Annotated in this window: 16 protein-coding genes; 7 read left to right on the top strand and 9 right to left on the bottom strand. The window is 64.0% G+C overall.

All coding sequences use genetic code 11. The features are described from left to right. Nucleotides 1-54: 54 nt before the first annotated feature. The 6 genes from ACQY7R_RS08455 to ACQY7R_RS08430 form a co-directional block, all read right to left on the bottom strand. Nucleotides 55-1,407: a cellulase family glycosylhydrolase gene (locus tag ACQY7R_RS08455; RefSeq protein ID WP_428305171.1), complete on the bottom strand. Its 1,353-nt coding sequence runs from the start codon at nucleotides 1,405-1,407 to the stop codon at nucleotides 55-57. A gap of 226 nt (nucleotides 1,408-1,633) precedes the next feature. Continuing rightward, nucleotides 1,634-3,973 carry a DUF4159 domain-containing protein gene (locus ACQY7R_RS08450; protein WP_428305170.1) on the bottom strand — a complete coding sequence of 780 codons (2,340 nt, stop codon included), beginning with the start codon at nucleotides 3,971-3,973 and terminating at the stop codon, nucleotides 1,634-1,636. Nucleotides 3,974-4,058: 85 nt separating this feature from the next. Further along, on the bottom strand, nucleotides 4,059-5,297 hold the full coding sequence (locus ACQY7R_RS08445) for a prenyltransferase/squalene oxidase repeat-containing protein (protein WP_428305169.1): 1,239 nt from the start codon (nucleotides 5,295-5,297) through the stop codon (nucleotides 4,059-4,061). Then, on the bottom strand, nucleotides 5,294-6,448 hold the full coding sequence (locus ACQY7R_RS08440) for a hypothetical protein (protein ID WP_428305168.1): 1,155 nt from the start codon (nucleotides 6,446-6,448) through the stop codon (nucleotides 5,294-5,296). Before ACQY7R_RS08440 ends, ACQY7R_RS08445 begins: the two co-directional genes overlap by 4 nt. A 361-nt stretch (nucleotides 6,449-6,809) precedes the next feature. After that, nucleotides 6,810-7,841 carry an aldo/keto reductase gene (locus tag ACQY7R_RS08435; protein ID WP_428305167.1) on the bottom strand — a complete coding sequence of 344 codons (1,032 nt, stop codon included), beginning with the start codon at nucleotides 7,839-7,841 and terminating at the stop codon, nucleotides 6,810-6,812. Nucleotides 7,842-8,316: 475 nt separating this feature from the next. After that, nucleotides 8,317-8,598 (bottom strand): hypothetical protein, encoded by a 282-nt coding sequence (locus tag ACQY7R_RS08430; RefSeq protein ID WP_428305166.1) that lies wholly within the window; start codon nucleotides 8,596-8,598, stop codon nucleotides 8,317-8,319. Between ACQY7R_RS08430 and ACQY7R_RS08425 the strand changes: the two genes are divergently transcribed. Further along, nucleotides 8,584-9,174, top strand: coding sequence for a hypothetical protein (locus ACQY7R_RS08425; RefSeq protein WP_428305165.1), 591 nt, complete (start codon nucleotides 8,584-8,586; stop codon nucleotides 9,172-9,174). The genes ACQY7R_RS08430 and ACQY7R_RS08425 overlap by 15 nt on opposite strands. A gap of 165 nt (nucleotides 9,175-9,339) precedes the next feature. Continuing rightward, on the top strand, nucleotides 9,340-10,506 hold the full coding sequence (locus tag ACQY7R_RS08420) for a hypothetical protein (protein WP_428305164.1): 1,167 nt from the start codon (nucleotides 9,340-9,342) through the stop codon (nucleotides 10,504-10,506). 197 nt (nucleotides 10,507-10,703) lie between these two features. Here ACQY7R_RS08420 and ACQY7R_RS08415 read toward each other — a convergent pair whose 3' ends face one another. The 3 genes from ACQY7R_RS08415 to ACQY7R_RS08405 all read right to left on the bottom strand — a co-directional run bounded on the left by ACQY7R_RS08415 (nucleotide 10,704) and on the right by ACQY7R_RS08405 (nucleotide 14,356). Further along, the gene (locus ACQY7R_RS08415; protein WP_428305163.1) at nucleotides 10,704-11,711 is read right to left on the bottom strand and encodes an N-acetylmuramoyl-L-alanine amidase; all 1,008 of its coding nucleotides are present in this window, start codon (nucleotides 11,709-11,711) and stop codon (nucleotides 10,704-10,706) included. A 54-nt stretch (nucleotides 11,712-11,765) separates the two neighbouring features. Next, nucleotides 11,766-12,932, bottom strand: coding sequence for a C40 family peptidase (locus tag ACQY7R_RS08410; RefSeq protein ID WP_428305162.1), 1,167 nt, complete (start codon nucleotides 12,930-12,932; stop codon nucleotides 11,766-11,768). 251 nt (nucleotides 12,933-13,183) lie between these two features. Then, a complete protein-coding gene (locus ACQY7R_RS08405; protein WP_428305161.1) occupies nucleotides 13,184-14,356 on the bottom strand; it encodes a lactonase family protein in 1,173 nt (390 codons plus the stop codon). Nucleotides 14,357-14,639: 283 nt separating this feature from the next. Here ACQY7R_RS08405 and ACQY7R_RS08400 point away from each other — a divergent pair, with 283 nt between their 5' ends. From ACQY7R_RS08400 to ACQY7R_RS08380, 5 genes are all read left to right on the top strand, one after another. After that, the gene (locus ACQY7R_RS08400) at nucleotides 14,640-15,953 is read left to right on the top strand and encodes an MFS transporter (RefSeq protein WP_428305160.1); all 1,314 of its coding nucleotides are present in this window, start codon (nucleotides 14,640-14,642) and stop codon (nucleotides 15,951-15,953) included. Between the two features lie 190 nt (nucleotides 15,954-16,143). Next, the gene (locus ACQY7R_RS08395; protein ID WP_428305159.1) at nucleotides 16,144-17,796 is read left to right on the top strand and encodes a DUF1549 and DUF1553 domain-containing protein; all 1,653 of its coding nucleotides are present in this window, start codon (nucleotides 16,144-16,146) and stop codon (nucleotides 17,794-17,796) included. Between the two features lie 19 nt (nucleotides 17,797-17,815). Then, a complete protein-coding gene (locus ACQY7R_RS08390) occupies nucleotides 17,816-19,147 on the top strand; it encodes a DUF1501 domain-containing protein (RefSeq protein ID WP_428305158.1) in 1,332 nt (443 codons plus the stop codon). Nucleotides 19,148-19,196: 49 nt separating this feature from the next. Further along, on the top strand, nucleotides 19,197-22,328 hold the full coding sequence (locus ACQY7R_RS08385; RefSeq protein ID WP_428305157.1) for a glucoamylase family protein: 3,132 nt from the start codon (nucleotides 19,197-19,199) through the stop codon (nucleotides 22,326-22,328). Nucleotides 22,329-22,543: 215 nt separating this feature from the next. Continuing rightward, nucleotides 22,544-23,866 (top strand): MFS transporter, encoded by a 1,323-nt coding sequence (locus tag ACQY7R_RS08380; RefSeq protein ID WP_428305156.1) that lies wholly within the window; start codon nucleotides 22,544-22,546, stop codon nucleotides 23,864-23,866. Nucleotides 23,867-23,869 lie beyond the last annotated feature (3 nt).

Genomic DNA, 23,869 nt, shown 5'->3' with positions numbered 1-23,869 from the left:
AGTAACCTTTGTAGCCGTGAGCTTTCTTCGGTGATAGCGTCGCGTGCGGCAACATCATTCGGCGTGGTGAGCGACCCCCGGGCGGAGCCCGGGGCCAGGGGGACGCAGGCTCGCCGCGCTGAGGAGCGCGAACGCTAGGAGGATGCACGTGCTTGGTTCAGGGACGGCAGTTTGCGTGCTTGTCGTGGCCGCTACGGCATAGCGTTGCCATAGTAAGAAGTCGGCGCCGTCGACGCGGCCGTTGGCGTCGCCGTCGGCGGCGAGGTTCGGGGCCGTTTGGCCGAACTGCGTGCGCCACAGCGCAAGATCGTCGCCATCGACATGGCCGTCGAGGTTGTAGTCGCCGGTGATTGGTGTTGTGGAGCCATCGGCGAAGAAGGGTGCGAGCGTCGCCATCGCGGGGCGGTCAACCGGATTGCCGCTGTTGAGGTTCGTTGGTTCGAGCGTGAAGCGGTATTCTTGCCACCAGGGGCCGGCGGCCCACCAAGTCCAGCCGAGCCAGACGTCGTCGTTGTCGGCGACATGCTGCAGCATGTTCGTGATTGCTTCGTCGCCGATTTGGCCGGCGGCTGTGCCAAACGTGGCGTTGGCGGCAGCGAACTCGCCGAGGAAGCCCCGGCGGTTGTTTGTTTTGAGCCACTGCGTGAAGCCGGCGAGGCGTTGGGCGCCGATCGTGGGACTGACGATCGTGTCGCTTGTTCCCGAGCTGTCGCTGTCGAGATATTGGTGGACGTCGTAGGCGTAGTTGTTCGCCGGGTCGACAACGCCGAGCATCACCGAGGCGTTGGGCGTGCCGTACCAGTTGTCGCTCCAGCTGTGGGCGCCGGTCCAGGCGTTGCCGGGGACGAGGATCAGGTTTTGCGCGCCGGCAGTGCGGATGGCTCCGATGGCAGCGTTCGCGGCGGAGAGCCACTGTTCGGTCGGCAGCGAGTTCGGCTCGTTCATCAGGTCGAAGATGACGTTGGGGTTGTCTTTGTATTGCGTGGCGAGCCGCGACCAGAAGTCGGCGAACTGGGCGTTGCTCACCGACCCGCCGCCGATGACATTGCCGTTGTAGCGAGCGTAGTTGTGGGGATCGAGGACAACATGGCCCCCTTGCGACGTGGCGTAGTTGACGAACGCGTTGAGGCGGTTGAGCTCGGTGGCGTCGAACGGCGCCGAGAGAGAACGCTGCAGCCGCTCCCAGCGAAACGGCAGGCGGAACGTGTTCATGCCGCGGTCGAGGAAGTATTCGACTTCGTTGTTGTTCGGGTAGATGTAGTGCGTGCCGTACGTGCCGGGGAGCGAGCCTTCGCCAAAATCGGCGCCGGCGAGATTGACGCCGGTGTAGGAGATGGCGGCAGTTGATCGCGCGGCAGGGAGCAGCGCCGCGGCGATGACGAACAGGAGAGTGAAGGCGAATCGCATGGTGCTGCTCCGGCGTGGTGGTGCGGGCATTTTACCCGATTGGTGCGCGGAGGGGGCGTGATTGTCAGCTATCGGATGACTGCGGTGGTAGTGTGCAGCGAGTGGGTGGCGGCGCTTTAGCCCCGGGCTCTGCCCGGGGGGGCGTTGCGCGGGGCTACGCGTGCCGGTATGGATACCGACCCCCGGGCGGAGCCCGGGGCTAGGGAGCCGGCGATGCATTCGCGCGTTAGTGGATCGCGTAGAGGAGGGCGTTGAGGCTAATCCGCGCCGCGTCTTGGCGGGTGTAGCCTTCGCATTGCGGGGCGGCGCCTTCGAGCGAGCAACTGAGGTCGTGCGGCGAGAAGATAATCACGTGGCGGCCGTCGATCGTTACCGCTTCGAGTTGCGGCGGCTCTTCTGATTCGATGCTCGCGACGCCGCCGCTTTCCGCATCGCGCGTTCCGCCGGAGTTGCGGCGGCGCGTCACTTTGGCGAGGTCGTAGCCGCCGTACTCGGTGGTGAACAGCGGATCGTCGGCGGAGATCGGCGCGAGGGGCGATTCGGGGAAGATTTCTTTCAGTTCGGTGCGCAGCGAGTCGGTGAATTCTTTGCTCGAGCAAATCGCGTCGGCGAGGACCGTGCCGCCGCGTTCGACGAACTCGCGCAGCCCTTTGCGTTCGGCCGGCGTTAGCGTGAACGCCGTGCGGCCGTGGAACATGAGAAAATTGTTGCTGAAGAGCGTCGGCGAGGAGAGCGACACTTCTTGCGGCACGGCGATGATGATGCGGAGATGGTGGTCGGCGAGGTGGAGCAGATTGCGGAGCGCGCCGGGGGCGCCTTCGCAGCCGCCGGGGTGGAGGATGTTCGCGATGCGGATTGTGCCGCGGGAATCGTCGGCGTCGTCGCCCCCGTCCGGCGTCGGCACGGCGGGATCTTTGTAGCCGACTTCGCGATTCGTGGCGTACGCGAGAATGTTCAGGCCGAGCGTCTCGGCTTGTTCGACTCGCGCGCGAACGGCTGGCGGGTAGCTGAGCTCGCGATTGCGGCCGAGGAGTTCCCAGCGGCAACCGAGATCGTCGGGGACGTAGACGACCGCGGTGCGGCAACTGACCTCGACGCCGTAGACGGGAGGCGCCGTCGTCGGATCGACGGGGCGTTCCATCCGCCAGATCGGATGGCTTGGCGGCAGCGGGCGGAGTTTCGTGTCGGGGTTGGGGAAGAGTTCGGCGATCAACTCGCGGACGCCGGCGTCGAAGCCGCCGCCGAGGCACGATTGGTCGAAAAACAAAAAGCCGCCGCGATCGACGTACATGCGGAGCTTTTCTTTTTCCTCAGCGGTGAACTGCGGCGCGTCGTGGCCGCTGATGTAGAGGACGGGCGTTTGGAGGAGGTCTTCGACCGTCGCGGGGCCGATGTCGACGACTTGGTGCGCGAGCGGCAGCTTCCACTCGCGCTCGACCGAGGCGACGAGGTGGAGCAGCGCGCCGCGATGGCGACGCCAATCGCCGACTGGTTCGTGCTTGACGTGCGCGAGCACGAGCGGGCGGCGCCCCTTCGCGAGGAACATCAAATAAAAACTCGTCGGGACGCGGAGATCGTCGAGATGTTCTTCGTCGAGATCGGAAGGCCACGAGCCGTCGGGAAGCTGCATGCCGACGATGACTTCGGCGCCTTCGCGGTACCAATCGTGATCGCCGATGAAGCGCTGTGCGGTGATGCGGCCGACGCGTTCGAGTGCGAACATATAATAGGAGTGCCAGTAGTCGACGCCGGGGTTGCGATTGACGGAGAAGTTGCGGCGGAGCCACGACATGCCGAGGTCGACGCTTTTGTTGGGTGTTTGCGGATTGCAGCAGGAGATGGCGTCGCCCTGCACGCGGGCGTCGGAGGGTTCGAGGCGTTCGCTGGCGGCGAGGACCGAGGCGATGCCGGCGGCGGTCATGCTGCCGGTGCCGGGATAGTCGGGGCCCCAACCCCATGAGCCGTCGGGATTTTGTTCGCGGCGCCAATAGTCGAGGGCGAGCCGCCAGGTTTCGTCGGTGGCGGCGACGCCGACGCGTTCGGCTTCGTACAGGGCGAGCATCGCCATGTGGGTCATCGAGTTATCGGTGTGGTCGGGCGTGCCAAGGGTGGGGATAGCCCACATGCCGGACTGGGCGCCGTCGCGGATTTGGTGATCTTCGAGCCACTTCACATTGCGTTCGATGAGCAGGCGATCGCGCTCGGGCTCAGCGGCGCAGAAGACCATCGTCTGCAACGATGCGGTGTAGGTGGCTTCGGGGCGGAAGTTGCGGAGATACTTGAGGGCTTTGGCGACGGCTTCGTCTTTGGGGTCGCAGCCTGCTTGAAGCAGCGCGAGCGTGGCGAGGGGGGTGAGGCCGCCGGCGTAGAGGGCCCGCTCTTCCCAGGCGCCGTCAGGGAGCTGTTGCGATTTGAGATAGCGGACGCCGCGGGCGATCGCTTCGTTGACTTGGGCCGAGGTGATGCCGGCGGCGTCTTGAGCTTTGGCGTTGAGAGCGAGAGAGTTGGCGAGTACCGCGATGAGGAGCGGGAGCGTGGTGAGCAGGCGTGGGGAGAATTTCGTCACTAGGGGACCTGCTTTTTCTGGGAGTCGGAATTGCGTTGACCGCGCATCGCGAGAATTTTCGCGAATGAAGAATGTGTCTTTGTAATTATTCGCGTTGATTCGCGGGATTCGTTTCTGCTTCAGGTTGATTCTTCGAAAGTGCGGCCAGTGCGTTGAGGGCGAGCGTCGTGGCGACCAGCGGGTCGTCTTCGCGCATTGTGGAAGCTAGATTTGCCCACGTGCCGTCGTCGCGTTGGCGGTAGAGCAACTCGTTAGCGAGCGCGTGGGACTGGCGGCCGAAGTCGGCTTCGGGGTACGCCGCCATCGCGTGGACGAGCGACGCGGCATAGTAGTAGTACAGCCCGTCAGCCATTGCTGTCGAAACTTCGTCCGCTGCGAAGCCGGGGACGGCGTCGACGTTTGGGTGGGCGTTGAGCCACGCGATCGCGGCGGCGACGTGCGGATCGTCGTCGGCGAGGCCGCAGGCGCGGAGGGCGAGGAGGCCGTCGGCGGTGGTGGTGCCGTAGGAGCGGGCGATGAACGGGGCTTTGTCGTCGGCGGGATCGTTGGCGCCGGCTTTGTTGAGTTGGTCGAGCGGGTCGCTGAGAAATGCAAAACCGCCGTCGGCTTGTTGGCGGCGGGCGAGGAACGCTTTCGCGCGAGCGAAGGTTTCGGGATGCTCGGCCGCGACGGGTTGCAGCGCTTCGAGCGCGAATCGCGTCGTCGAGACGTTGCTCGTACGGAAAGAGCTGGGGTCGGTCGGATCGCCGCCGACGAGCCCCCAGCCGCCGACGTCGTCGGCCGTGGCGAGCTTGTTGGGGAGCGGTTGCGTCACCTGGGCGGCGACTAGGTACGCCTGCATCTTGCGGATCGCAGCTGCGTGCGGTTCGCGCTCGGCGGCGGGAAGCTGGTTGAGGGCGATGAGCGTGAGGGCGGTGGCGTAGGTGGGGTATTCGTCGGCGCCACTCGCGTCGCGGACGTGGCCGGCGGGGGCGAGGTTTTTGAGGAGGTAGGAGAGTGCAGGTCCGAGCGCGGCTTGCGGTGGCGCCCCGGGCGCTGACGCTTCCGGCCCGCGCGTATTTAGTTCTGCGAGCGTGGCGGCGGCGAGGGCGGTGGCGCCGGGGCCCGCGTTGAGTTGCGTGTAGCTTGTCGATCGCCAAGCGCCGTCAGGATGTTGTTGCGCGACGAGCCACCCGGCGCCGCGATTGATGGCGGCATTGATCTTAGTTGCCGACGCGGCGATTGGCGGAGCGGCCTGCAGCCTGTCGGCGAGAGGAAGGAGCGCAACGAGCCACGCCAAACGCGTTGCCGTCGCCACGATTCCCCACCGGCGATCAGCGCTCATAGATTCGAAATCGAGAGGCAGTAGTTCGGCGCCTGGAGCGTCAGCAGCGCGGCGGCGGTGCAGAAGGTGCGGTTTGTGATGCAGTGGTGGCCAGTCCAGCTGCCGTCGGGGTTTTGCGTTTTGATCAGGCCCTTGCTCACCAGCGGATACCAGGTGACTCCTTCGCCGTCGGGCGATTGCAGCAGGCACTCGCTTACCAGGAAGAACGCCAAAAATTCTTCGCCGCCGGCTTCTTTGAACGGGCGTTCGTCTTTTTGCGCGGCGAAAATCGTTCGCTCCAGCGATTGCTTGTAGAGGGGATCGTCGCGGTGGCCCATCGAGTAGAGGACGCGGATGGCCGAGGCGTTCTTGTAGAAATCGTGCATCCAGCCTTCGTGGCTGGAGTTTTTGGCGCGGAGCTTTTTGAGCAGTGCTTGGCCGACGAGTTCGGCGGAGGCGTCGACTTTCAGGCCGCAGGAGGCGGAGTTGCGAAGGCTTTCCCAACCGAGCACGGTGCCGAGGACGGGCGCCCAACTTTCGTCGCCCCAGGTGCCGTCGGCGCCTTGGGTGTCGCTGATGTCTTTCACCAAGCGTTCGAGCGTTTTGTGGACTTCGCCGTCGACTTCGCCGGTCTCGCCGATGATCTCGCTGAGGAAGACGGCGGCGAGGAAGCGGTCGGCGTTGAGGCCGATCTTGTGTTGCACGAGCGTCGTGCGGCTATGCGGACGAGCGCCCGACGGGAGCGCGTCGGCCATATTGAGCACCGCGTCGAGGACGCGACGGAGCTCGGCCGAGTGGGGGCCGCCGTACGGAGTGTTGCCTTCGGCGAGGAGCGCGAGGCCGAGCATTGCGGTGCAGCTGAGATCGGGCGGGTAGTTGACGTCGGCGCCGATCTTGCCGTCTTGCCGCATGGCGCCAAGCAGGAACTTCATTCCCTTGTCGATCGCTTTGCGGCCTTCGGGCTCGATGGCGACCGGCTGGAAGCTGCCGAGGCCGCCGCCGGCAGCGGGGGGCGCCTTTGCAGCGGTCGCTTCCGCAGCAGCGGGTTCGGCGGGAGCCGATTCAGCGGCGGCAGGTTCCGGGGCTTGCGCCGAGGCGAAGGGGAGATTGACCGAAGCGCCGGCAGAGAGGGCGGCGATCAACAGCGGGAGCAGTGCGTGGCGGCTCGGCATTCTGACGACTCGCAGCAGTCGAGGAACGAGGCGACTCCATTTCCGTAGCCCCATTGTACGCAAGTCGGGCGGCGGGGAGTCTAGACCACAATTTTTGCGGGCGGGAGCGTGCAGATTACGGGCAATCCGCGGCGGGATGCGTTGCGCGGATCGACTGGGGTGTCGCTAAATGCGGCTTCGCACCCTAAGTCGAAAGGATTAACCGCCAAGGACGCCAAGAGCGCCAAGGGAATGCGGGGAATGCGTTGAAACCGCCGATGGACGCAAATGAACGCAGATGATTTTATTGGCGTTCATCTGCGTTCATCGGCGGTTCCACCTATTTTGCTTTTCCTTGGCGCTGTCGGGCTAAAAGCCCAACCTACACCGGCTTCGGGTTGCGTTCGACGAAGAACCGTTGATGCCAATAGGGGTACGCGATCGGCGTTTCGCTCGCGGCGTCGAGCTTCGCGACTTGCTCGGCCGTGAGATTACAGCCGACGGCGGCGATGTTCTGGCGGAGTTGCTCTTCGTTGCGGGCGCCGATGATGACGGTCGAGACCGACGGCCGTTGCAGCAGCCAGTTGAGCGCGATTTGCGGAACGGTTTTGCCCGTTTCCTTGGCGACTTCGTCGAGCGCGTCAACGACTTTGTACACCTGCTCCATCGGGACCGGCGGGCCGGCATCGTTGGCGGCTTGGCTTTGCAGGCGACTTTGCTCCGGCAACGGCTGGCCACGGCGGATCTTGCCGGTGAGGCGGCCCCAACCGAGCGGGCTCCAGACAACGGCGCCGACGCCTTGATCGATGCCAAGCGGCATCAGCTCCCACTCGTAGTCGCGGCCGACGAGCGAGTAATAGGCCTGATGGGCGACGTACCGCGTCCAGCCGTGGCGATCGCTCGCAGAGAGCGACTTCATCAGGTGCCAGCCCGAAAAATTCGAGCAGCCGATGTAGCGGATCTTGCCGGCGCGAACGAGGTCGTCGAGCGTGTGAAGCACTTCTTCGACAGGCGTCTTCGCGTCGAAGCCGTGGAGTTGAAAGAGATCAATGTAGTCGGTGCCGAGACGCTTGAGGGCGGCCTCGACCGACTTAATGAGGTGGAACCGCGACGAGCCGACGTCGTTGGCGCCTTCTCCGCTGCGGAACGTCGCCTTCGTCGAGATGAGGACTTTGTCGCGGCGGCCATGGATCGCGGCGCCGAGGATCTCTTCGGCCATGCCTTTGGAATAGATGTCGGCCGAGTCGAACATGTTCAGCCCCGCGTCGAGGCAGACGTCGATCAGGCGAGTGGCCTCTTTGACGTCGGTCTCGCCCCACGCTTTGAACAGCTCGGTGTTGCCGCCGAAGGTGCCGGTGCCGAACGTGAGGGCGGGGACGTTGAAGCCAGAGTGGCCGAGGCGACGGTATTCCATAGCGGGGAGCTCCAGAGGCGGGAGTGAATGGGCGGGAATCTATTTTTGCGGCAACGCGGCGGAAGGACCAGGGCGCCGGCAGTCAGTGCGGGAAGCAGTAGCCGCCGGTCAACGACCGGCCGGAGCGGAAACAAATGAGGAATGCTAAATGGGGAATGGGGAAGGCGGCTGTGAGCGGTTGAATACTTAGTCCTGCCACATTCCGCATTCCCCATTCGACATTCTTTCTATCACCGCTCCGGCGGGTCGTTGACCCGCGGCTGCCGGGGAATCGTTACAGGCCGCATGATCTGGCGGCTTGCGACGGCCATTCGTGAGCTACGGTTTCGTAACGCCCCATGGGGCGCCGCTTTTCAGTAACTCATCAACGGGCCGAATCGGCCCACCGTGGTTCCACTCACTCTTTTGATTTGCCGCATCGTCGGCGCAGGGGGAAATCATGCTCAGACGCGTTCCTCGTTACACGTTGGCCGCTTCATTCCTGGGGGCGACGTTGTTCGCGGCGACAGTGCAAGCTCGCGGCGGTGGTCACGGAGGCGGGCACGGCGGAGGCCATGCCGGCGGACACCATGGGGGCGAGCATCACACCGAGCACCATGAAGAGCACCACAGCGAACATCACAGCAGCGAGCACCACTCGGGTGAACATCACGCGGATCACCATGCGGAGCATCACGATGCGGATCACCATGCCGAACATCGCGATGATCACCGCGGTTGGCATCACGACGCCCAAGGTTGGGTGAATGGTCGCCATGGCGTCGATCGCCCTTTTTCGAACGAGTGGTATGCCGGCCATGTCGGAGCTTGGCGCAACAGCTATCTCGCTGGCGGCTTGTGGGGTTGGGCGGGCCTCGACACGGTGAACTCGTGGCTCGGCTGGAACACCTACGACATCAACAACACGGCGGCGCCTGAGTCGAATCAATCGATCGTCACCAGCGTCGGCGCGTCGCCCGTCCTGTCGGCCAACTATGCCGAACCGCCGGCAAACGGCGAGAACGCTCCGGCCGGCGATTGGTTGCCGCTCGGCGTGTTCGCGCTCGAAGCGCCGAACGAAGGGGGCGAGCAACTCGTGCAGCTCGCGCTGCGTCGCGACGGCACGCTCGAGGGGGTTGCCTATGCGAAGGCGACCGATGAGAGCTCGAACCTCACCGGCGAAGTCGATCGCGAGACGAACACTGCGTACTGGAAGGTCGATGCGAATCAGAAGGTCGCGTTCTCGGCGCCGCTAAAGACGCTCACCAGCGGCGAAGGACCCGTCGATGTGACGCTCGCCGATGGCGAGAAGCAGACTTGGACTTCGTCGCGGTTGAAGCAACCGGCGGAGTGATTTGGCGGTGGCTAGGCGTTCCGCTTCTAGCCCCGGGCTCCGCCCGGGGGTGATGTGACGCGGGTCGACGCCGAGCGGAATGGTTAGCGACCCCCGGGCGGAGCCCGGGGCTAGAAGGAATCAAGCAACGGACTTATCTGAAACTTTTCTTGGGGTGAATTAAAGATGTCGAAGAAATCAATCGGAATGACGCTCGCCATGGCTTGCTTGGCAGTGGTCGTTGTTGTCGCGAAGGCTGAAGCTCGCGGCGGAGGCGGTGGTCGCGGCGGCATGGGCGGTCGGGCATTTGCCGGGGGCGGCGGTGAGTTCCGCGGCGGCGACCGAGGACTCGGCGATGCCGGCGGTTTGGATCGCGGCGATCTTGGCCGTGATCTGGGCGATGGCCTCGCTGGCGGCGACCGGCTTAACGGCGGGCTCGACGCGGGACGCGATGCGTTGGGTCGCGATGGCGCGCTCGATGGCGAAGGAGCTCGCCCGCTGGCTGATGGCGCCCAAGGGGAACGGCAACTTCAACAATTCCTGGGGCTGCCGGGCGAGGGAGCGCGCGGCGTTGGTGATCGCTTGGCTGGAGATGGTTTAGCGGGTGAACGTTTAGCGGGCGAACGGGGCGCCCTTGACGGCGACCGTCGCGGCGAGGCGTCGGAGCGGGCCAACGAGCTGCGCGACAACGCGCAGGGCTGGGTGAACCGGTTCAACACCGGCGATGAGCCGTTCTCGCACGGCTGGTACGCCAACCATCCGAATGCATGGCGCTACGAACATCCGAACGCCGACGCGTGGGCGGCGGCGAGCTTTGCCGCCACGACGGCGTGGATTGGCGCCACGGCGTACGACGACGGCGGCGTGAACACGACGACCTACATCGACAACAGCTCGGCGGATGACGATACCACGGCCGAAAGCGTCGACCCGCAGTCGACAGTCGCCGCGAACGTAGGGACTGATGGGGCTACGGATGCCGACGGCGATTGGTTGTCGCTGGGCGTCTACGCCCTCGAACCGCCGGCTGGCGGCGAGAAGGAACTGATGCAGCTGAGCGTCAGCCGGGCCGGTGAGATCAAAGGCGTGTACTACAACGCCGACGACGATCTGTCGGAGAACGTTACGGGGACGATCGACCGGACGACGCAGATTGCGACCTGGAACGTCGTCTCGACGCCGGAGTTGCAGTTCTCGGCGTCGCTCAAGACGTTGACGTCGCCGAGCGGCGAGGTGAGCGTCGCCACGCCGAACAGCGGGGAGCAGACTTGGTACACGGCGCGGTTGCAGGAACCGCAAGGTGCGACGCCGGCGACGCCTTCGTCTTCGGAAGAGGTGATTGGTACGCCGTAAGACGCGCTGCGGGTTGGTTTAATAGGTTTAATAAGTTAACGAAAACGGGGCCAGCCGTGAGGCTGGCCCCGTTTGTTCTTGCGCTGGTGCGAATTCGACTCTAGCCCCGGGCTCCGCCCGGGGGTGGCGTTGCGTATCGCGACCGTTTGCCGGCATGGTTGCCGACCCCCTGGCGGAGCCAGGGGCTAGGGAGCTCATTACTTCTTCATTAGCTTCTGCGCGCCGCCGATCACCTTTTCCCAATCGAACGCCGGTCCCGGGTCGGTCTTGTTGAGCTGCACGTGGTAGTGGCCCATCACGCCTTGGTAGGCCTTCCACTCTTCGTCGCTCAGCTTCTTCGAGACCAGCTTCCCGTCGGCATCCTTGGGGTAGTCGCAGTTGATCTTTGGGAAGATCTTGCAGAGAGTCGCGGTCAGCTTGATGAGCGATTCGTATTGCTCGGGCGTGAAATCGTACTGGGCGAGATCTTGGCCTTGGATGTTGCCGACGATCAGTTCTTGCCGGGCGGGCTTGCCGACGAACGACGGAGTGCGGACGCCGAGTTCGTCGTAGGCCTTCGCGGGGCGGAGGCGAATTTCGCCGCCGTCGGTCGCTTCGTACCACTTCATGAGCGCGTCTTTGTTCTTCACGCCGTAAGCGCCCATGTTGGCAATTTCGATGCCGATCGAACGAGCGTTCGAGATCGTGGCGTGGCGGGCCCGTTCCTTGAGGTCGAGCGTTTGGTAGATCGTGCCGTCGACGTCGAGCATGAAGTGGACGCTCAGGTTGCGGTGATCGTGGAGCACCTTGAAGCAGGTTTCGCTCACCGGGCAGACGTCGTAGTGCAGGACAAACTGATCGACGGTGCGTTGCAGCAGCGGCAACGGCCAACCGCCGCCGCGGACTTCTTCGATTTCAACAGGAGCGAGCCCTTCGGTGCGGATGCCGTAACGGGCCGGGCCGTTGGTCGCCATCTCCGGCAGCTCCTTGATCGTCTCTTCCCAGGTCGATTTCTCGATCGGCCCGAAGCGGCGTTCCGTGCGGTAGGCGTCGTAGCCTTTCGGGTCGGTCCACAGGACGACTGGCGCCGTCGTGTGGAAGAGCTGGCCGCAGACCATGATTTCGTCGCCAGTTCGTTCAATTTGCTCGCCGACTTCGGCGGCGTGGAGTTGAACGGCGAACGTGAGCGATGCTGCGGCGAATAGCGCGGAGGCGAGGTAACGCATGGCGAGACTCGATCGAGTGAGGTGGTTGGCTTGTTTAGTCAAAAAATTCCCGAATTACTCCCACAATCGCCGCCCGAAGGCGAACGAGGCGTGGCGGGCGCGGTCGTAGTTTTTGTCTTCTGGATTGAAGCTGTTAATGACGACCACCGGCGAGACGGCGTGGATGAATTGGTCGTCGCCCAGGTAGAGGCCGGTATGGCTGATCTTTCCCTGCGGGTTGACGAAGTAGAGCGTGTCGCCGCGGCGCATCGCGGCCCGCGACCAGCGGGTGCCGGTGAGTTGGCCCATATGGACTTGCTGGCTCGCGTCGCGCGGCAGGCGGACGCCAGCGTTGCCGAACGAGACTTGCACGAGGCCCGAGCAATCGACGCCGCCGGAGGTTTTGCCGCCCCACAGGTATTCGGTGCCGAGGAGCTGCTTGGCGTTGGTGCACACGACGTCGATCTTTTCTCGCGGCGTGTCGCGAATGTCGCTGACGGCGACCGGCACGCTCACTTCTTCGCCGGTCGGCATCAGGGCGACATGGTTCTCGCCCTCGGTGCGAACCCACTTCAATCGGGCGCCGGCGGGGAGCGTCACCGCGTCGCCCGACTTTTGATCGGTGCGAACGCAAACGCGCGGGCCGGCGAGGTACTCGGCGAACGCCGCTTCATCGACCGGCAGGATATCCTTCGCCGCCACAAAGCCGAGGTAGCCGTCGCCGCCGTGGACGAGGTAGTGGTCGTCTTCCAGCTGCATCAGGAAGAGCGATTCGCCGAGGAGGCAGTCGGTGACGACTTCCTTCTCGGCGGGTTCGGCGTACGACAGGCTATGGGGCGACTTGATGATGCCGAAGCGTTTGGCGCCGAGTTTTTCCGACGGCATCGTCGCGACTTCGTTTTTGACGGGCGAGAAGCCGAGCGACTTGAAGAAGGCGTCGAGCGCGTTGCGGGTTTCGGGGAACTCGACGAAGCCGGTGAGGCGCACGCCGTTCTCGCCGACTGGTTCGCCGGCGACGGCGAACGCGCAGAGGCGGGCGTCGTTGGCCATGCCGAGGCGGAACGAATCGACGTACTGGCGGATGCGGGCTTGGCTGCCCTTGAGGTCGGGTTCGATCTGCGTGGCGAAACGCTTGATGACCGCCGGGTCGACGGGGCGTTCAGTCGGCTCGGCCTCTTGAGCTTGAGCGGCGGTCGCCAGGGAAAGCAGAACCAGACAGTTCGCCAGTGCGAAACGATGCATGCGTCAACCTCGCTGCGTGTCGATGGAAGACTCCTCCCATAAAGGGAGGGGCTCGCCGGAGAAGACTCGCGGTGAGCGGCCTTTCCGTTGAGTTCACACTTCGAGCTTAACCAACTGTGCGGCGAGGGGACAGCGCTGCGGGATGACGTAACGCGTTGAGGGGGCGAAGTTTGCGTAGGAGCGCCAGCGTGGTGCGCGATACCGTGATTGTGGGCGTCGCGGCGACGCGCGGTAGCGCACTGTTCATGCGATTACGGCACGAACTTGATGCAGACCGGCATCGGCGTTTCGATCGCGTGATCGGTTTGCGTTAGCTTGCCGGTGGCTTGGTCAATCGCATGGACGACAACGCGGTTCGAACCTTGCAGCGCGGCGAGCAGAAACTTGCCGCTGGGATCGATGTTAAAGTTCCGCGGCGTCTTGCCGCCGGCGGGGTGTTGGCCGAGCGGCGTGAGCTTGCCGGTCGTCGCGTCGATGGCGAACATCGCGATCGAATCATGGCCGCGGTTCGAGGCGTAAACGAATTTTCCGCTGGGGTGGACAACGACTTCGGCGCAAGTGTTCCCTTCGACGCCGCCGGGAGGGAGCGTCGTTTCAGTTTGCAAGGCCTTCAACACTCCCTGCTCGGCGTCGTACGCAGCGGCGACGAGCGTGCAGTCGAGTTCGTTGACGACGTAAACCCACTTACCGTTGGGATGAAATGCCAGATGACGTGGGCCGGCGCCGGGGGCCGTTTGGAACCACGGCGTCTCGTTCGGCGTGAGCGTTCCCTTCGTCGGATCGAAGCGGTAGACGAAGACCTTGTCGGCGCCGAGGTCGCAGGCGAGGGCGAAGCGATTGGCCGCGTCGAGCTTGATCGAGTGGGCGTGCGGACCTTCCTGGCGGGCGGTGTTCGGGCCGGACCCTTCCTGTTGCATGACGGAGCTCGCGGGTTGTAGCTTGCCAACGGCGTCGATCGGCAGGACGGCGACGGTTCCGTTGCCGTAGTTGGCGACGAGCGCGTGCTTGCCCTCTTTGTCGAGCGAAACGAAGCACGGCCCCGTTCCCTCGGTTGATTCGTGGTTGAGCAGCGACAGCTTGCCCGACTCGGCGTCGACGGCGAACGCACTGAGCATGCCGCCGCGCGTGGCGCTGTAGTCGCCGATTTCGTTGACGGAGTAGAGAAATTCATCGTTCGCGGGGAGCGCCAAGAACGACGGGTTCTTCGCTTCGCCGACGAGGCCGAGCAGTTTCAGTTCGCCGGTGTTCGGATCAAACGAGGCTTGGTTGATGCCGCGGCCGCCGTTTTGGGTGTAGGCGCCGATGTAGACGCGCATCGCGTCGGCGGCTTGGCTGGTTTGGCTGGTTTGGCTGAGGAGGCTGGCCAGAACGGCCATCGCCATGAGGGAGAGCGTTTGTTTCGAAGCGGTGCGAGTCGACGTCATTATCTGTAAGCCTGCCGCGAGGTGAATGGAGCGAAGAGGGTAGTCGGCGTTGACGACGTTATACGGTTCGCAGCGCTCGCTCGCAAACGTGACGTTGCATGGGGACGCAGCGTTACGCGCGCGACACCGTCCGGTCGTTTTGCTCTCATTCGCCGATATTCGGGCGAATTTTGCATTCGGTCGACGTAGAGAGGCCGTTACCGGCGGAGTACCATCGACTCACCAAGCGGCCAACTTCTTCTCAGCTCATTTTCCGCACTGGCTCCAGGACGACTCCAGCGTCATGCTCGCGACTGCCCCTGTGGATGCGCCGAACGAAACCGCACCGCCGAGCGCGGCGTCCGGCGGAAACGTTCGCTGGAAGATTTGCGCGCTGCTCTTCTTCGCGGCGATGATCAATTATGTCGACCGCGCGGTGTTCGGCATTCTTAAGCCGACGCTCATGAACGAGCTGAAGTGGGACGAGGAAATATTTGCGAACGTGACGGCGTCGTTCACGTTTGCCTACGCGCTCGGCTACGGCTTCGCGGGACGGGCGATGGATTTGCTCGGCGTGCGCGTCGGCTACGCGCTGTGCGTCGCGGCGTGGAGCGCGGCGGCGATGGGCAACGGGCTGGTGCGGACGGCTCTCGGTTTTAGCTTCATGCGCGGGGCGCTCGGCTTGGCGGAGGGGGGGAACTTTCCGGCGGCGATCAAGTCGGTGAGTCAATGGTTTCCGAAGCGCGAGCGGGCGCTCGCGACGGGGATTTTTAATTCGGGTAGCAGCGTCGGAGCACTGGTGGCGCCGATGATGGTGCCGTGGATCACGGAGAACTACGGTTGGCCGGCCGCGTTTTACGCGACGGGGTTCCTCGGGTTCATTTGGCTCATCTTCTGGTGGAAGTGGTACGAATCGCCCGAACGCCACCTGAGCGTCTCGGCCAGCGAACTCGCCTACATCCAGAGCGACCCGATCGATCCGCCGCAGGCGATCTCTTGGCTCGAACTGTTGCGCCACCGGCAGGTGTGGGCGTTTATTGTGGGCATGTCGCTCAGCTCGCCGATCTGGTGGTTTTACCTGTATTGGGCGGCGGGATTTTTGTACGAGCGGTTTGGATTCGACCTCAAAAATATCGGGCCGCCGTTGGTGGTGATCTACGTCTCCGCCGATGTGGGGAGCATCGCCGGCGGGTGGCTGTCGGGATGGTTGCTCAAGCGGGGTTGGAGCTTGAATGCCGCGCGGAAGATCACGCTGCTCGTCTGCGCGCTGTGTGTCGTGCCGGTCTTCGGAGCGGCACTGGTGACGAACGGTTGGATTGCGGTGGCGCTCATCGCGCTCGCGGCGGCGGCTCATCAAGGGTTCTCGGCGAACCTCTACACGCTCGTTTCCGACATGGCGCCACGGAAGGTGGTGAGCTCGATTGTCGGCCTCGGCGGGATGTCGGCGGGGTTCGTGGGGATGGGATTTCAGATTGGCACGGGGTACGTCCTCGAGCATTGGAAATCGGGCTACCTGGCGATCTTGGGCGTCGCGTCGGTGTCCTATCTTGTGAATGTGCTGATCATTCACTTGCTGGTGCCGCGGCTGGAGCCCATGCGAATCAACTCAGACGCATAGGGCGGCCTGCGAATAACGCGTATGGCCGCCGATCGGCCGGGCGTCATTCTTTTCCCAATTCGCGCCGCTTCGCGTGATTCGCGGGCTCGTTTTTCCGCCAATCGTGGCCTCCGCCGGGCGAAGAACGCTATACTGGAGCCGTTCACCCGACTTTGGGCATGCCCGGAGCGCCACGGAGGCCGCGCGGTTCATGGCGTCGCTTTTCTATACTGCTATCAAACGCAGCCGCATTTGCTGGCTGGCGGTGGTCATTGGTTTCGCAGCGCTCGGCAGCGCGTCCTCGGCGCTGGGCGATGATGGCAAGATTGCCACGCCGTCGGCCGATGCTGTACTGAGCGTCGACGGTCGTCAACTGCGGATGACGCAGCGGATCGACGAACTGTTGGCCGCGGGGCAAGCGAAGGCGGGCGTGACGCCGGTGCCGCTGGCCGACGATGCGGAGTTCTTGCGGCGGGCGTCGCTCGATCTGACCGGCGTCGTGCCCCGGGCGTCGGAGGTTCGCGTTTTCTTGGCGGACGAGCAGCCCGACAAGCGGCAGGCGCTCGTCGACCGGTTGCTTGCGTCGTCGCGGCATTCGACGCACATGGCAACGACATGGCGGAATCGCATTCTGCCGAGCGGCGCCGATCCATCGCGGGCCCGCGATGCGGCTGCGCTGCAGAAGTGGTTGCGGACGCGGTTTGCTCGCAACTTGCGGTACGACAATCTGGTCGGCAGTTTGCTGCTCACCAACGGCGGCGACGAAATCGGCCCTGCCCTTTACTACCAATCGCACGGCGTGGCGCCGGAGAAGGTCGCTGCTAGTGCGGCGGAGTTGTTCCTCGGCGTGAAGTTGCAGTGCGCCCAGTGTCACGATCATCCTTTCGCCGATTGGTCGCAGCGGGAGTTTTGGGGGCTGGCCGCATTCTTCGCGCGGACCGAGTCGCCAGGCGCTGGCATGGGAATGCAAACGTCGTACAAGCTGGTCGACGTTCCCCGCGGCGAGGTGAAAATTCCTGAGTCGGAAGAGGTGGTGCCGCCGAAGTATCCGCGCGGAGAAGAGCTCTCGACCGACGACGGCACGACCCGCCGTTCGCAATTGGTACTGTGGCTTACGTCGCGCGACAACCGCTACTTCTCACGGGCGGCGGTGAACTGGGCCTGGTCGCACTTGTTCGGCGAGGGGCTCGTCGATTCGCTCGACGATTTCGATGACACGCAGGAACTCGCCGCGAACGAGCAACTGCTTGTTGAGCTGGCGGACTATTTTGTCGAGTCGAAGTTCAACCTGCAGCAGTTGTGGCGGACGCTTGCGAACACTGAGGCGTATCAGCGTTCGAGCGACTACGAGGGGGACAAGCCGCCGGCGCGGGAGTTATTCGCGGTAATGCTGCCGAAGCCGCTGACGCCGGAGCAGTTGTACGACAGTTTCATGCGGCTGGCGCCGTCGCCCGAGCAAAGTTACGCCGCCGGGCGGACGCCAAACGAAATGGCGGCAATGCTCGACGAAGATCCGAACCGCGTCGAGTTCGTCCGCCGCATGCGTCCGCCGCCCGGCGAACCGACCGAGTACCGCGCCGGCACGCTCCAGGCGCTGATGTTGATGAACGGGCAAACGACCTCGCGGGTGACGGGGCCGCAGGAAAGCCGCTTGCTCGGCGCCATCAGCGCGCCGTTTCTCAGCGACGCGGAACGAATCGACGCGTTGTTCCTCTCAACGCTCGCGCGGTTGCCGAACGAGGAAGAGCGAGCGCTGTTCGTGGAAACGCTGAGCGAGACGAAGAGCGACGAGGAGCGGCAGCAGGCGCTCAGCGATAGTTTTTGGGCGCTGCTGAACAGCACCGAGTTTGCGTTTAATCACTAACACGTCGACGGACTAACCGATGCTCAATCCACTCTGGCAGCCCGATCGCCGCGAGATGTTTCGGCATCTGGGATTGGGGGCGATGGCGACGACGTGCGCGAGTTGGTTGCCGGCGCTGGCCGAGCAAGTGGCGGCCGACCCGCGGCGGAAGCGGCATTGCATCTTACTGTGGATGAGCGGCGGGCCGACGCAGACCGACACGTTCGACATGAAGCCGGGGCACAACAACGGCGGCGAGTTCAAGGAAATCGCCACGCGGGCGCCGGGGCTGCGGTTCAGCGAACATTTGCCGAAGCTCGCCGAGCATGGCGAGCGGATCGCGGTGATTCGCTCGCTCACCACGAAGGAAGGCGACCACGAACGCGGCACGCACCTCGTTCGCACCGGCCAACCGCCGATGGGCGCCGTCGCGTATCCGTCGATCGCGTGCTCGCTCGCGAAGGAACTAGGCGAGACGGCGGAATCGTCGCTGCCGAATTACGTGAGCGTGGCGCCGACGCTGCAGATCAGTCCCGCGGCGTTCGGGCCGGGGTTCCTGGGACCGAGTTTTGCTCCCGCACTCGTCGGCGGCAATGGTGCGCCAGGTGGACCGACGGCGGGCAGCAAGTTTGCGGCGCTGACGCTCGACGATCTTGAACTCCCGCGCGGCGTCGGCGAAGCGCAAGCGATGCGGCGGATGAAGTTGTGGAACGCGATGGAAACGCGGTTCCTGAACGATCATCGTGCGGCGTCGTTCAACGATCACCACGCCCTCTACCGCAAGGCGGCCGACATGATGCGGCCCGAGGTGCGGGCGGCGTTTGATTTGTCGCGAGAGCCCGATGCGGTCCGCGAGAAGTACGGGTCCGGCATGTTCGGCCAAGGCTGTCTGCTGGCTCGCCGGTTGGTGGAGCGCGGCGTGCCGTTCGTCGAAGTCGCGCTCGGTTCGGGCCTCGGGTGGGACACGCATGCGGACAATTTCAAGTTGGTGAAAGAGCTGTCGGGCGAACTCGACGCGGGCTGGGCGACGCTAATGACGGAGCTGAGCGAGCGCGGGCTGCTCGACAGCACGACGATCGTTTGGATGGGCGAGTTTGGCCGCACGCCGGTGATCAACTCAATGGGGGGGCGCGATCATTTTCCGAATGCGTGGTCGTGCGTGCTGTCTGGCGGCGGCGTGAAAGGCGGGCAAGCGTACGGGAAAACGAGCGCTGACGGCATGACTGTCGAGGAAAAGCCAACCGTGATTGGCGACGTGCTGGCGACGGTGAGCGCCGCTCTCGGCGTGCCGCCCGATACGGAGAACTTTGCGATGGGCGAGCGGCCGATCAAGATCGCCGAAGGAACGCCGATTGCGGAGTTGTTGGCATAGCGCGGCGTCGTTCTTACTTATTTCGCTTTGATCCGACGAAGGAATCGATGTGCCCCGTTTGTTGCGATGGTCGCTGATTGGCTACTTGCTCGTGGTCGTCGCCGGTTGTGCGGAGAAACAAACGCCGGCAAAGGCGCCGCCAGCGCCGACCACGAATTCCGCCAAGGCGAAAGCCGCTGCAGCGACCGCGAAGAAGCCGCCCGAAGTTGAAGTTGCGGAGGCGGCGAAGGCAGTCAACGACGACAATCCCGGCGCTAAACCGGCCGCCGCCGACGCGCGCGCCGCGGACAAGGCAAAGCCGACCGCCGAAGCTCGGCCAGAACCCGCAAAGAAGGAAACGGCGAAGTTGGCGGAGTCGGCGAAGGAGTCTGCAAATGCTCCCCCCTCCCCTCCTCCGCCGCCGGAGCGGATCGCCATTCTCACGCCCGGCGGACCGTTACTGGTCGACGTGACGATGACGCTCGACGGCCGGCCGTTCAACGAAGCATTCGAAGCGCGAATCGACGCCCTCCTCACCGCGGCCGATAGCGACGGCAACGGTGAACCGACGTGGAAGGAATTGCTCGACAATAAAGCATACTTCGAGGAGCAGTCGCCCGGCCGCCCTGAGATGAGCGCCCGCGAACAGCGCGAGGCGATTGACGAATACGATCTCAACGAAGACGCCCACGTCGATCGTCGCGAGGCGGCGAAATGGCTCGGCCGCGATGGCCGTACGCCTGCCGCGGCATTCAAGATTCGCAGCAGCCGCGCGTATGTGCCGAACGCGCGGACCACATCGCGGGTCTGGCAGTTCCTCGATCGCGATGGCGACGGCGAACTGTCGGCGGCGGAACTGACCGGCGCCGGGCAGGCGCTGATCGCTCTCGACGCCGACGACGACCAGTCGCTGACGATGGCGGAACTCGCGACGCTCCGCGAACAACTCATCGGGCAAAATGGCGGCGCTAGCGACGAATCGACCCGCGACGCGGCAATGCATTTGCAGCCGGGGTACGTGATCGAGCGGCTCGATTATTTGCTGCCCGATCTCTACTCGTCTCACCAGGCGCTCAGTCCGGCGAGCTTCGCCAGCTTGCCGAAGCTGTTCGCGCAGCTTGATAAGTCGGGCGAGGAGTGGCTCGATCGCGACGAACTTGATCGCTTGCGGACGATCGATCCGCATCTTCGCATCAAGGTTGACTTCGCGACAGCGACCGGAGATCGGCCCATGGAGGCGGGGACGGCGGCGGTGACGCTTGTCGATCATCAAGCGGAACTGAAGACGCTCGGAACGCCGCCGGCCGGGCGGCTTGATTTCGATCTCGGCGGCACGCGGCTGGCATTCTCGGCGACCGATGCGTCAGGGGCGAACTTTCGAGAAATGGGCGGCAACGCCGCGGCGGAACGCGATCAGATCGAACTCTTCGTGCACGATCGCGAAGATGCGTTGTTCGAACTAATCGACGCGAACGGCGACGGCCGGCTCGGCGCCCGCGAGATGGCGATGTGCCGCGAGCGATTGTCGGCCCGCGATGCGAACGGCGACGGGGCGCTCGCGGCGGGCGAATTGCCGTACGCGATGATCGTCGCCTTCGTGCGCGGAGCGACGGGCGGCGACGATCAGTTCTTCTTGCCGCCGCGCGTCGCGGCGCCGCAGGAGAACAAGGCGCCGTCATGGTTCCGCGCGGCAGACTTCAACGGCGACGGCGATGTGAGCCGGCGAGAGTTCCTGGGTTCGCCGGAAAAGTTTGCGGAACTCGACGGTGACGGCAACGGGTTCATCGACGCCCATGAAGCCGTCGAGGCCACGCCTGCGGCGCCTGTATCTGAAGAGGCGCCTGAGTCAACGAACGAAGTGCCTGTTCCGGTCGATGCGAACTCAGGCATCGACTACGAGTTCACTCCGAGCGATATCGCGTTGCTCGATGAGATCCAACGGGGCTGTTTCAACTACTTCTGGAATGAGATCGGCGAGCCGAGCGGGCTAGCGAAGGATCGCCGTACTGCTCAAACGGCAAGCATTGCGGGAGTCGGATTTCAGCTGGCGTCCTTGCCTATCGGCGTTTCGCGCGGCTGGATCAGTCGCGAGGAAGGAGAGGCGCGGGCGATCAAGGCGCTGAAGGCGCTGCGCGAGCGGCGCGAAGTTCGGCGGGAAGGCGTCTATTTTCACTTCGTGGAGGCCAACTCGGGGGGCGTCTACGTTGATTTCAAGAACGAAGCGAGCACTGTCGATCACGCATTACTGTTGGCGGGAGCCATGACGGCGGCCAGCGCCTTTCCCGGCGAGGCGACGCGGCTAGTCGATGAAATCGGGAAGGAGACGAACTGGCGCGCATTTATTGATCCGAGCACTGGCTTTCTCAGCATGGGGTGGCAGCCTGTCGATAATCGTTCGGTCGATGGGCCGGGCAAGCTCATTCCCAGTACATGGCAAGCAGCGAGCGATGAGGAACGGCTGATCTATTTTCTCGCGACGGGCGCCGAGAATCCTTCCTACGCGATGCCGGCTGAAGTTTACTACCGCTTGAAGAGAGAGTTCCGTTCGCATCGCGATCAGACGCCGTTCATCGCTTCGCCGAGCGGGACGCCGTTTACTTATTTCTTTAGCCACTGCTGGATCGATTACCGGCGTTGCGGCGTCGACGATCCGCAACGCTGCGGCGTCGAGGCGCCGGGCGTCGACTGGTTCGAGAACTCGCGGCAGGCGCTAGCGGTGCATCGGAGCCGCTGCTTGGAACTGGCGACGACGTACAAAACTTTCGGCAACGAGCGGTGGGGAGTGAGCCCCTGCATGGGTTTCGAAAATGATCGCGAGACCTACCTGGTCCAAGTGACGACGCCCAATCTTGCGGAAAGGGACGATTGGCGCGGCGGCGTCATCGCCCCTTACGCGGCTGGCTGCTCAATTATGTTCACCCCTGCGGAGAGCTTAGCTGCGATGCGCGCGTTCCGCGATCTCAAAGACGGCGACGGAAAGCCGCTCGCATGGCGCGATCCTTCGCGCGGCGGATACGGATTCGTCGATAGCTTCAGCTTGGCGCCGCCGCGAGCTTGCGACGACAACGTTGCCATCGATGCGGGGCCGCTGCTGATCGCCATCGAAAACGCTCGGAGCGGGTTAGTGTGGAAGTTGTTCAAGGAACATCCAGTTGCGAAACGGGCAAGCGAGCAACTGCAACTCAGGCCTTTCGACAGCTAGACGATCGGCATCGTCCTACGCGAAATCTTCACTTAGCAGATCGATTCAGCGACGGCATCGGACTGTTTCCGCATTCTTGGCCCAGCAATTGCGCACCGACATCGTCGCGGCGGCGGAATTGTTTGGCACTCGTCGGGGCCGCGGGTATCATCGCGGTCGCCGAGCGCTCGTCGCATCGCCGTCGTCGACTGATCAGGACCTTGCAGGAGCGCCCGTTGAATCCTCGATACGAACTGTGGCGGCGGATCACCTTCGGCATCACGTGGCTCATCTACGCCACCTTTTACTTTACGCGGCAGGCTTTCGACATTGCCAAGCCGGCCTTCGAAGGCTCGGCAGTGAGCCTCACGCGCGATGAGATGGGGCGCGTCAATTCGGTCTACTCCACCGTCTATATGCTGGGGCAGTTTGCGTTCGGTTCGCTCGGCGATAAGTACGGGCCGCGCATCGTATTGCTCTTCGGCATCGCGCTCAGCGTGTTCGCGGCGATCGTGGGCGGGTTCTCGCTGACATTCTGGACCTTTATCATCTTGGCCGTGCTGCAGGGCGTGGCTCAGTCGACCGGTTGGAGCAACGTCAACAAAACGATGAGCGCCTGGTTCTCGCTCCGCGAGCGGGGCCGCGTCGTCGGTTGGTGGTGCACTTGCTATTCGCTCGGCCCTGCGATCGCGCTGATGTTCGGCGGTGCGATGATGCGGTTGTTTAGCAGCGAACGGACCGACGCCGACGGCGCGCCGCAGGTCGTGGAATACTGGCCCGCAGCGTTTTGGAGCGCGGCGGCGGTGCTCGGCGTCGTTGGTGTGCTGGCGTGGTTTTTGCTGCGCGATCGGCCCGAAGACCTTGGCTTACCGTCGATTGAACAGTACCACGGCGAGCCTGAATCGCTCCTGGATGATGAGTCGCCCGCTGAACCGGCCCCCGAAGGCTCGTCGGCGATCATTCGCGAAGTGTTGAGTTCGCCGAGCATTTGGCTGCTGGCGATCTCGTACTTTTGCGTGAAGCTAACGCGTTACGTGTTCATTTTCTGGGGGCCGCTATACGTTAAGGAAAGCCTCGGCAGCGACGCCTCGACGAGCGCGTTCACGGCGGCGGCGATGCCGATTGGCGGCGTCGTGGGGGTGATCGCGATCGGCTATGTGAGCGACCTGCTATTTCAATCGCGGCGGGCGCCGGCGGCGATGTTGTCGCTGCTCGCGACGGCGGGCGTGCTGCTCGTGGGGCTCACGCAACTGGAAAGTGCGTGGGCGATGGCGGCGTTTTTCTTTTGCGTCGGCGCGTTTTTGTTCGGGCCCGATTCGGTGATCTCGGCGACGGCGTCGATGGATTTTGGCACGAAGCGCGGCGCGGGGACGGCGATCGGCTTCGTCAACGGCGTCGGTTCGATTGGCGGGATCTTTGGCGGATTTCTGCCGGGGATGCTGACGAAGGGGGACGATTGGTCGCCACTGTTCCGCGTGCTGCTGATCGGGCTCGTGCTCTCGGCCTGCGTGTTATCGCCCCTCTGGCGCCGGAAGCCACCTGCAGCGAAAACGGCTTAACGC

The sequence above is a fragment of the Lacipirellula sp. genome (genome assembly GCF_965279485.1).
In the GTDB taxonomy this organism is placed as follows: domain Bacteria; phylum Planctomycetota; class Planctomycetia; order Pirellulales; family Lacipirellulaceae; genus Lacipirellula.
Note: the sequence above shows the minus strand (reverse complement) of the source record. Positions and strands in the feature narration are given on the sequence as shown.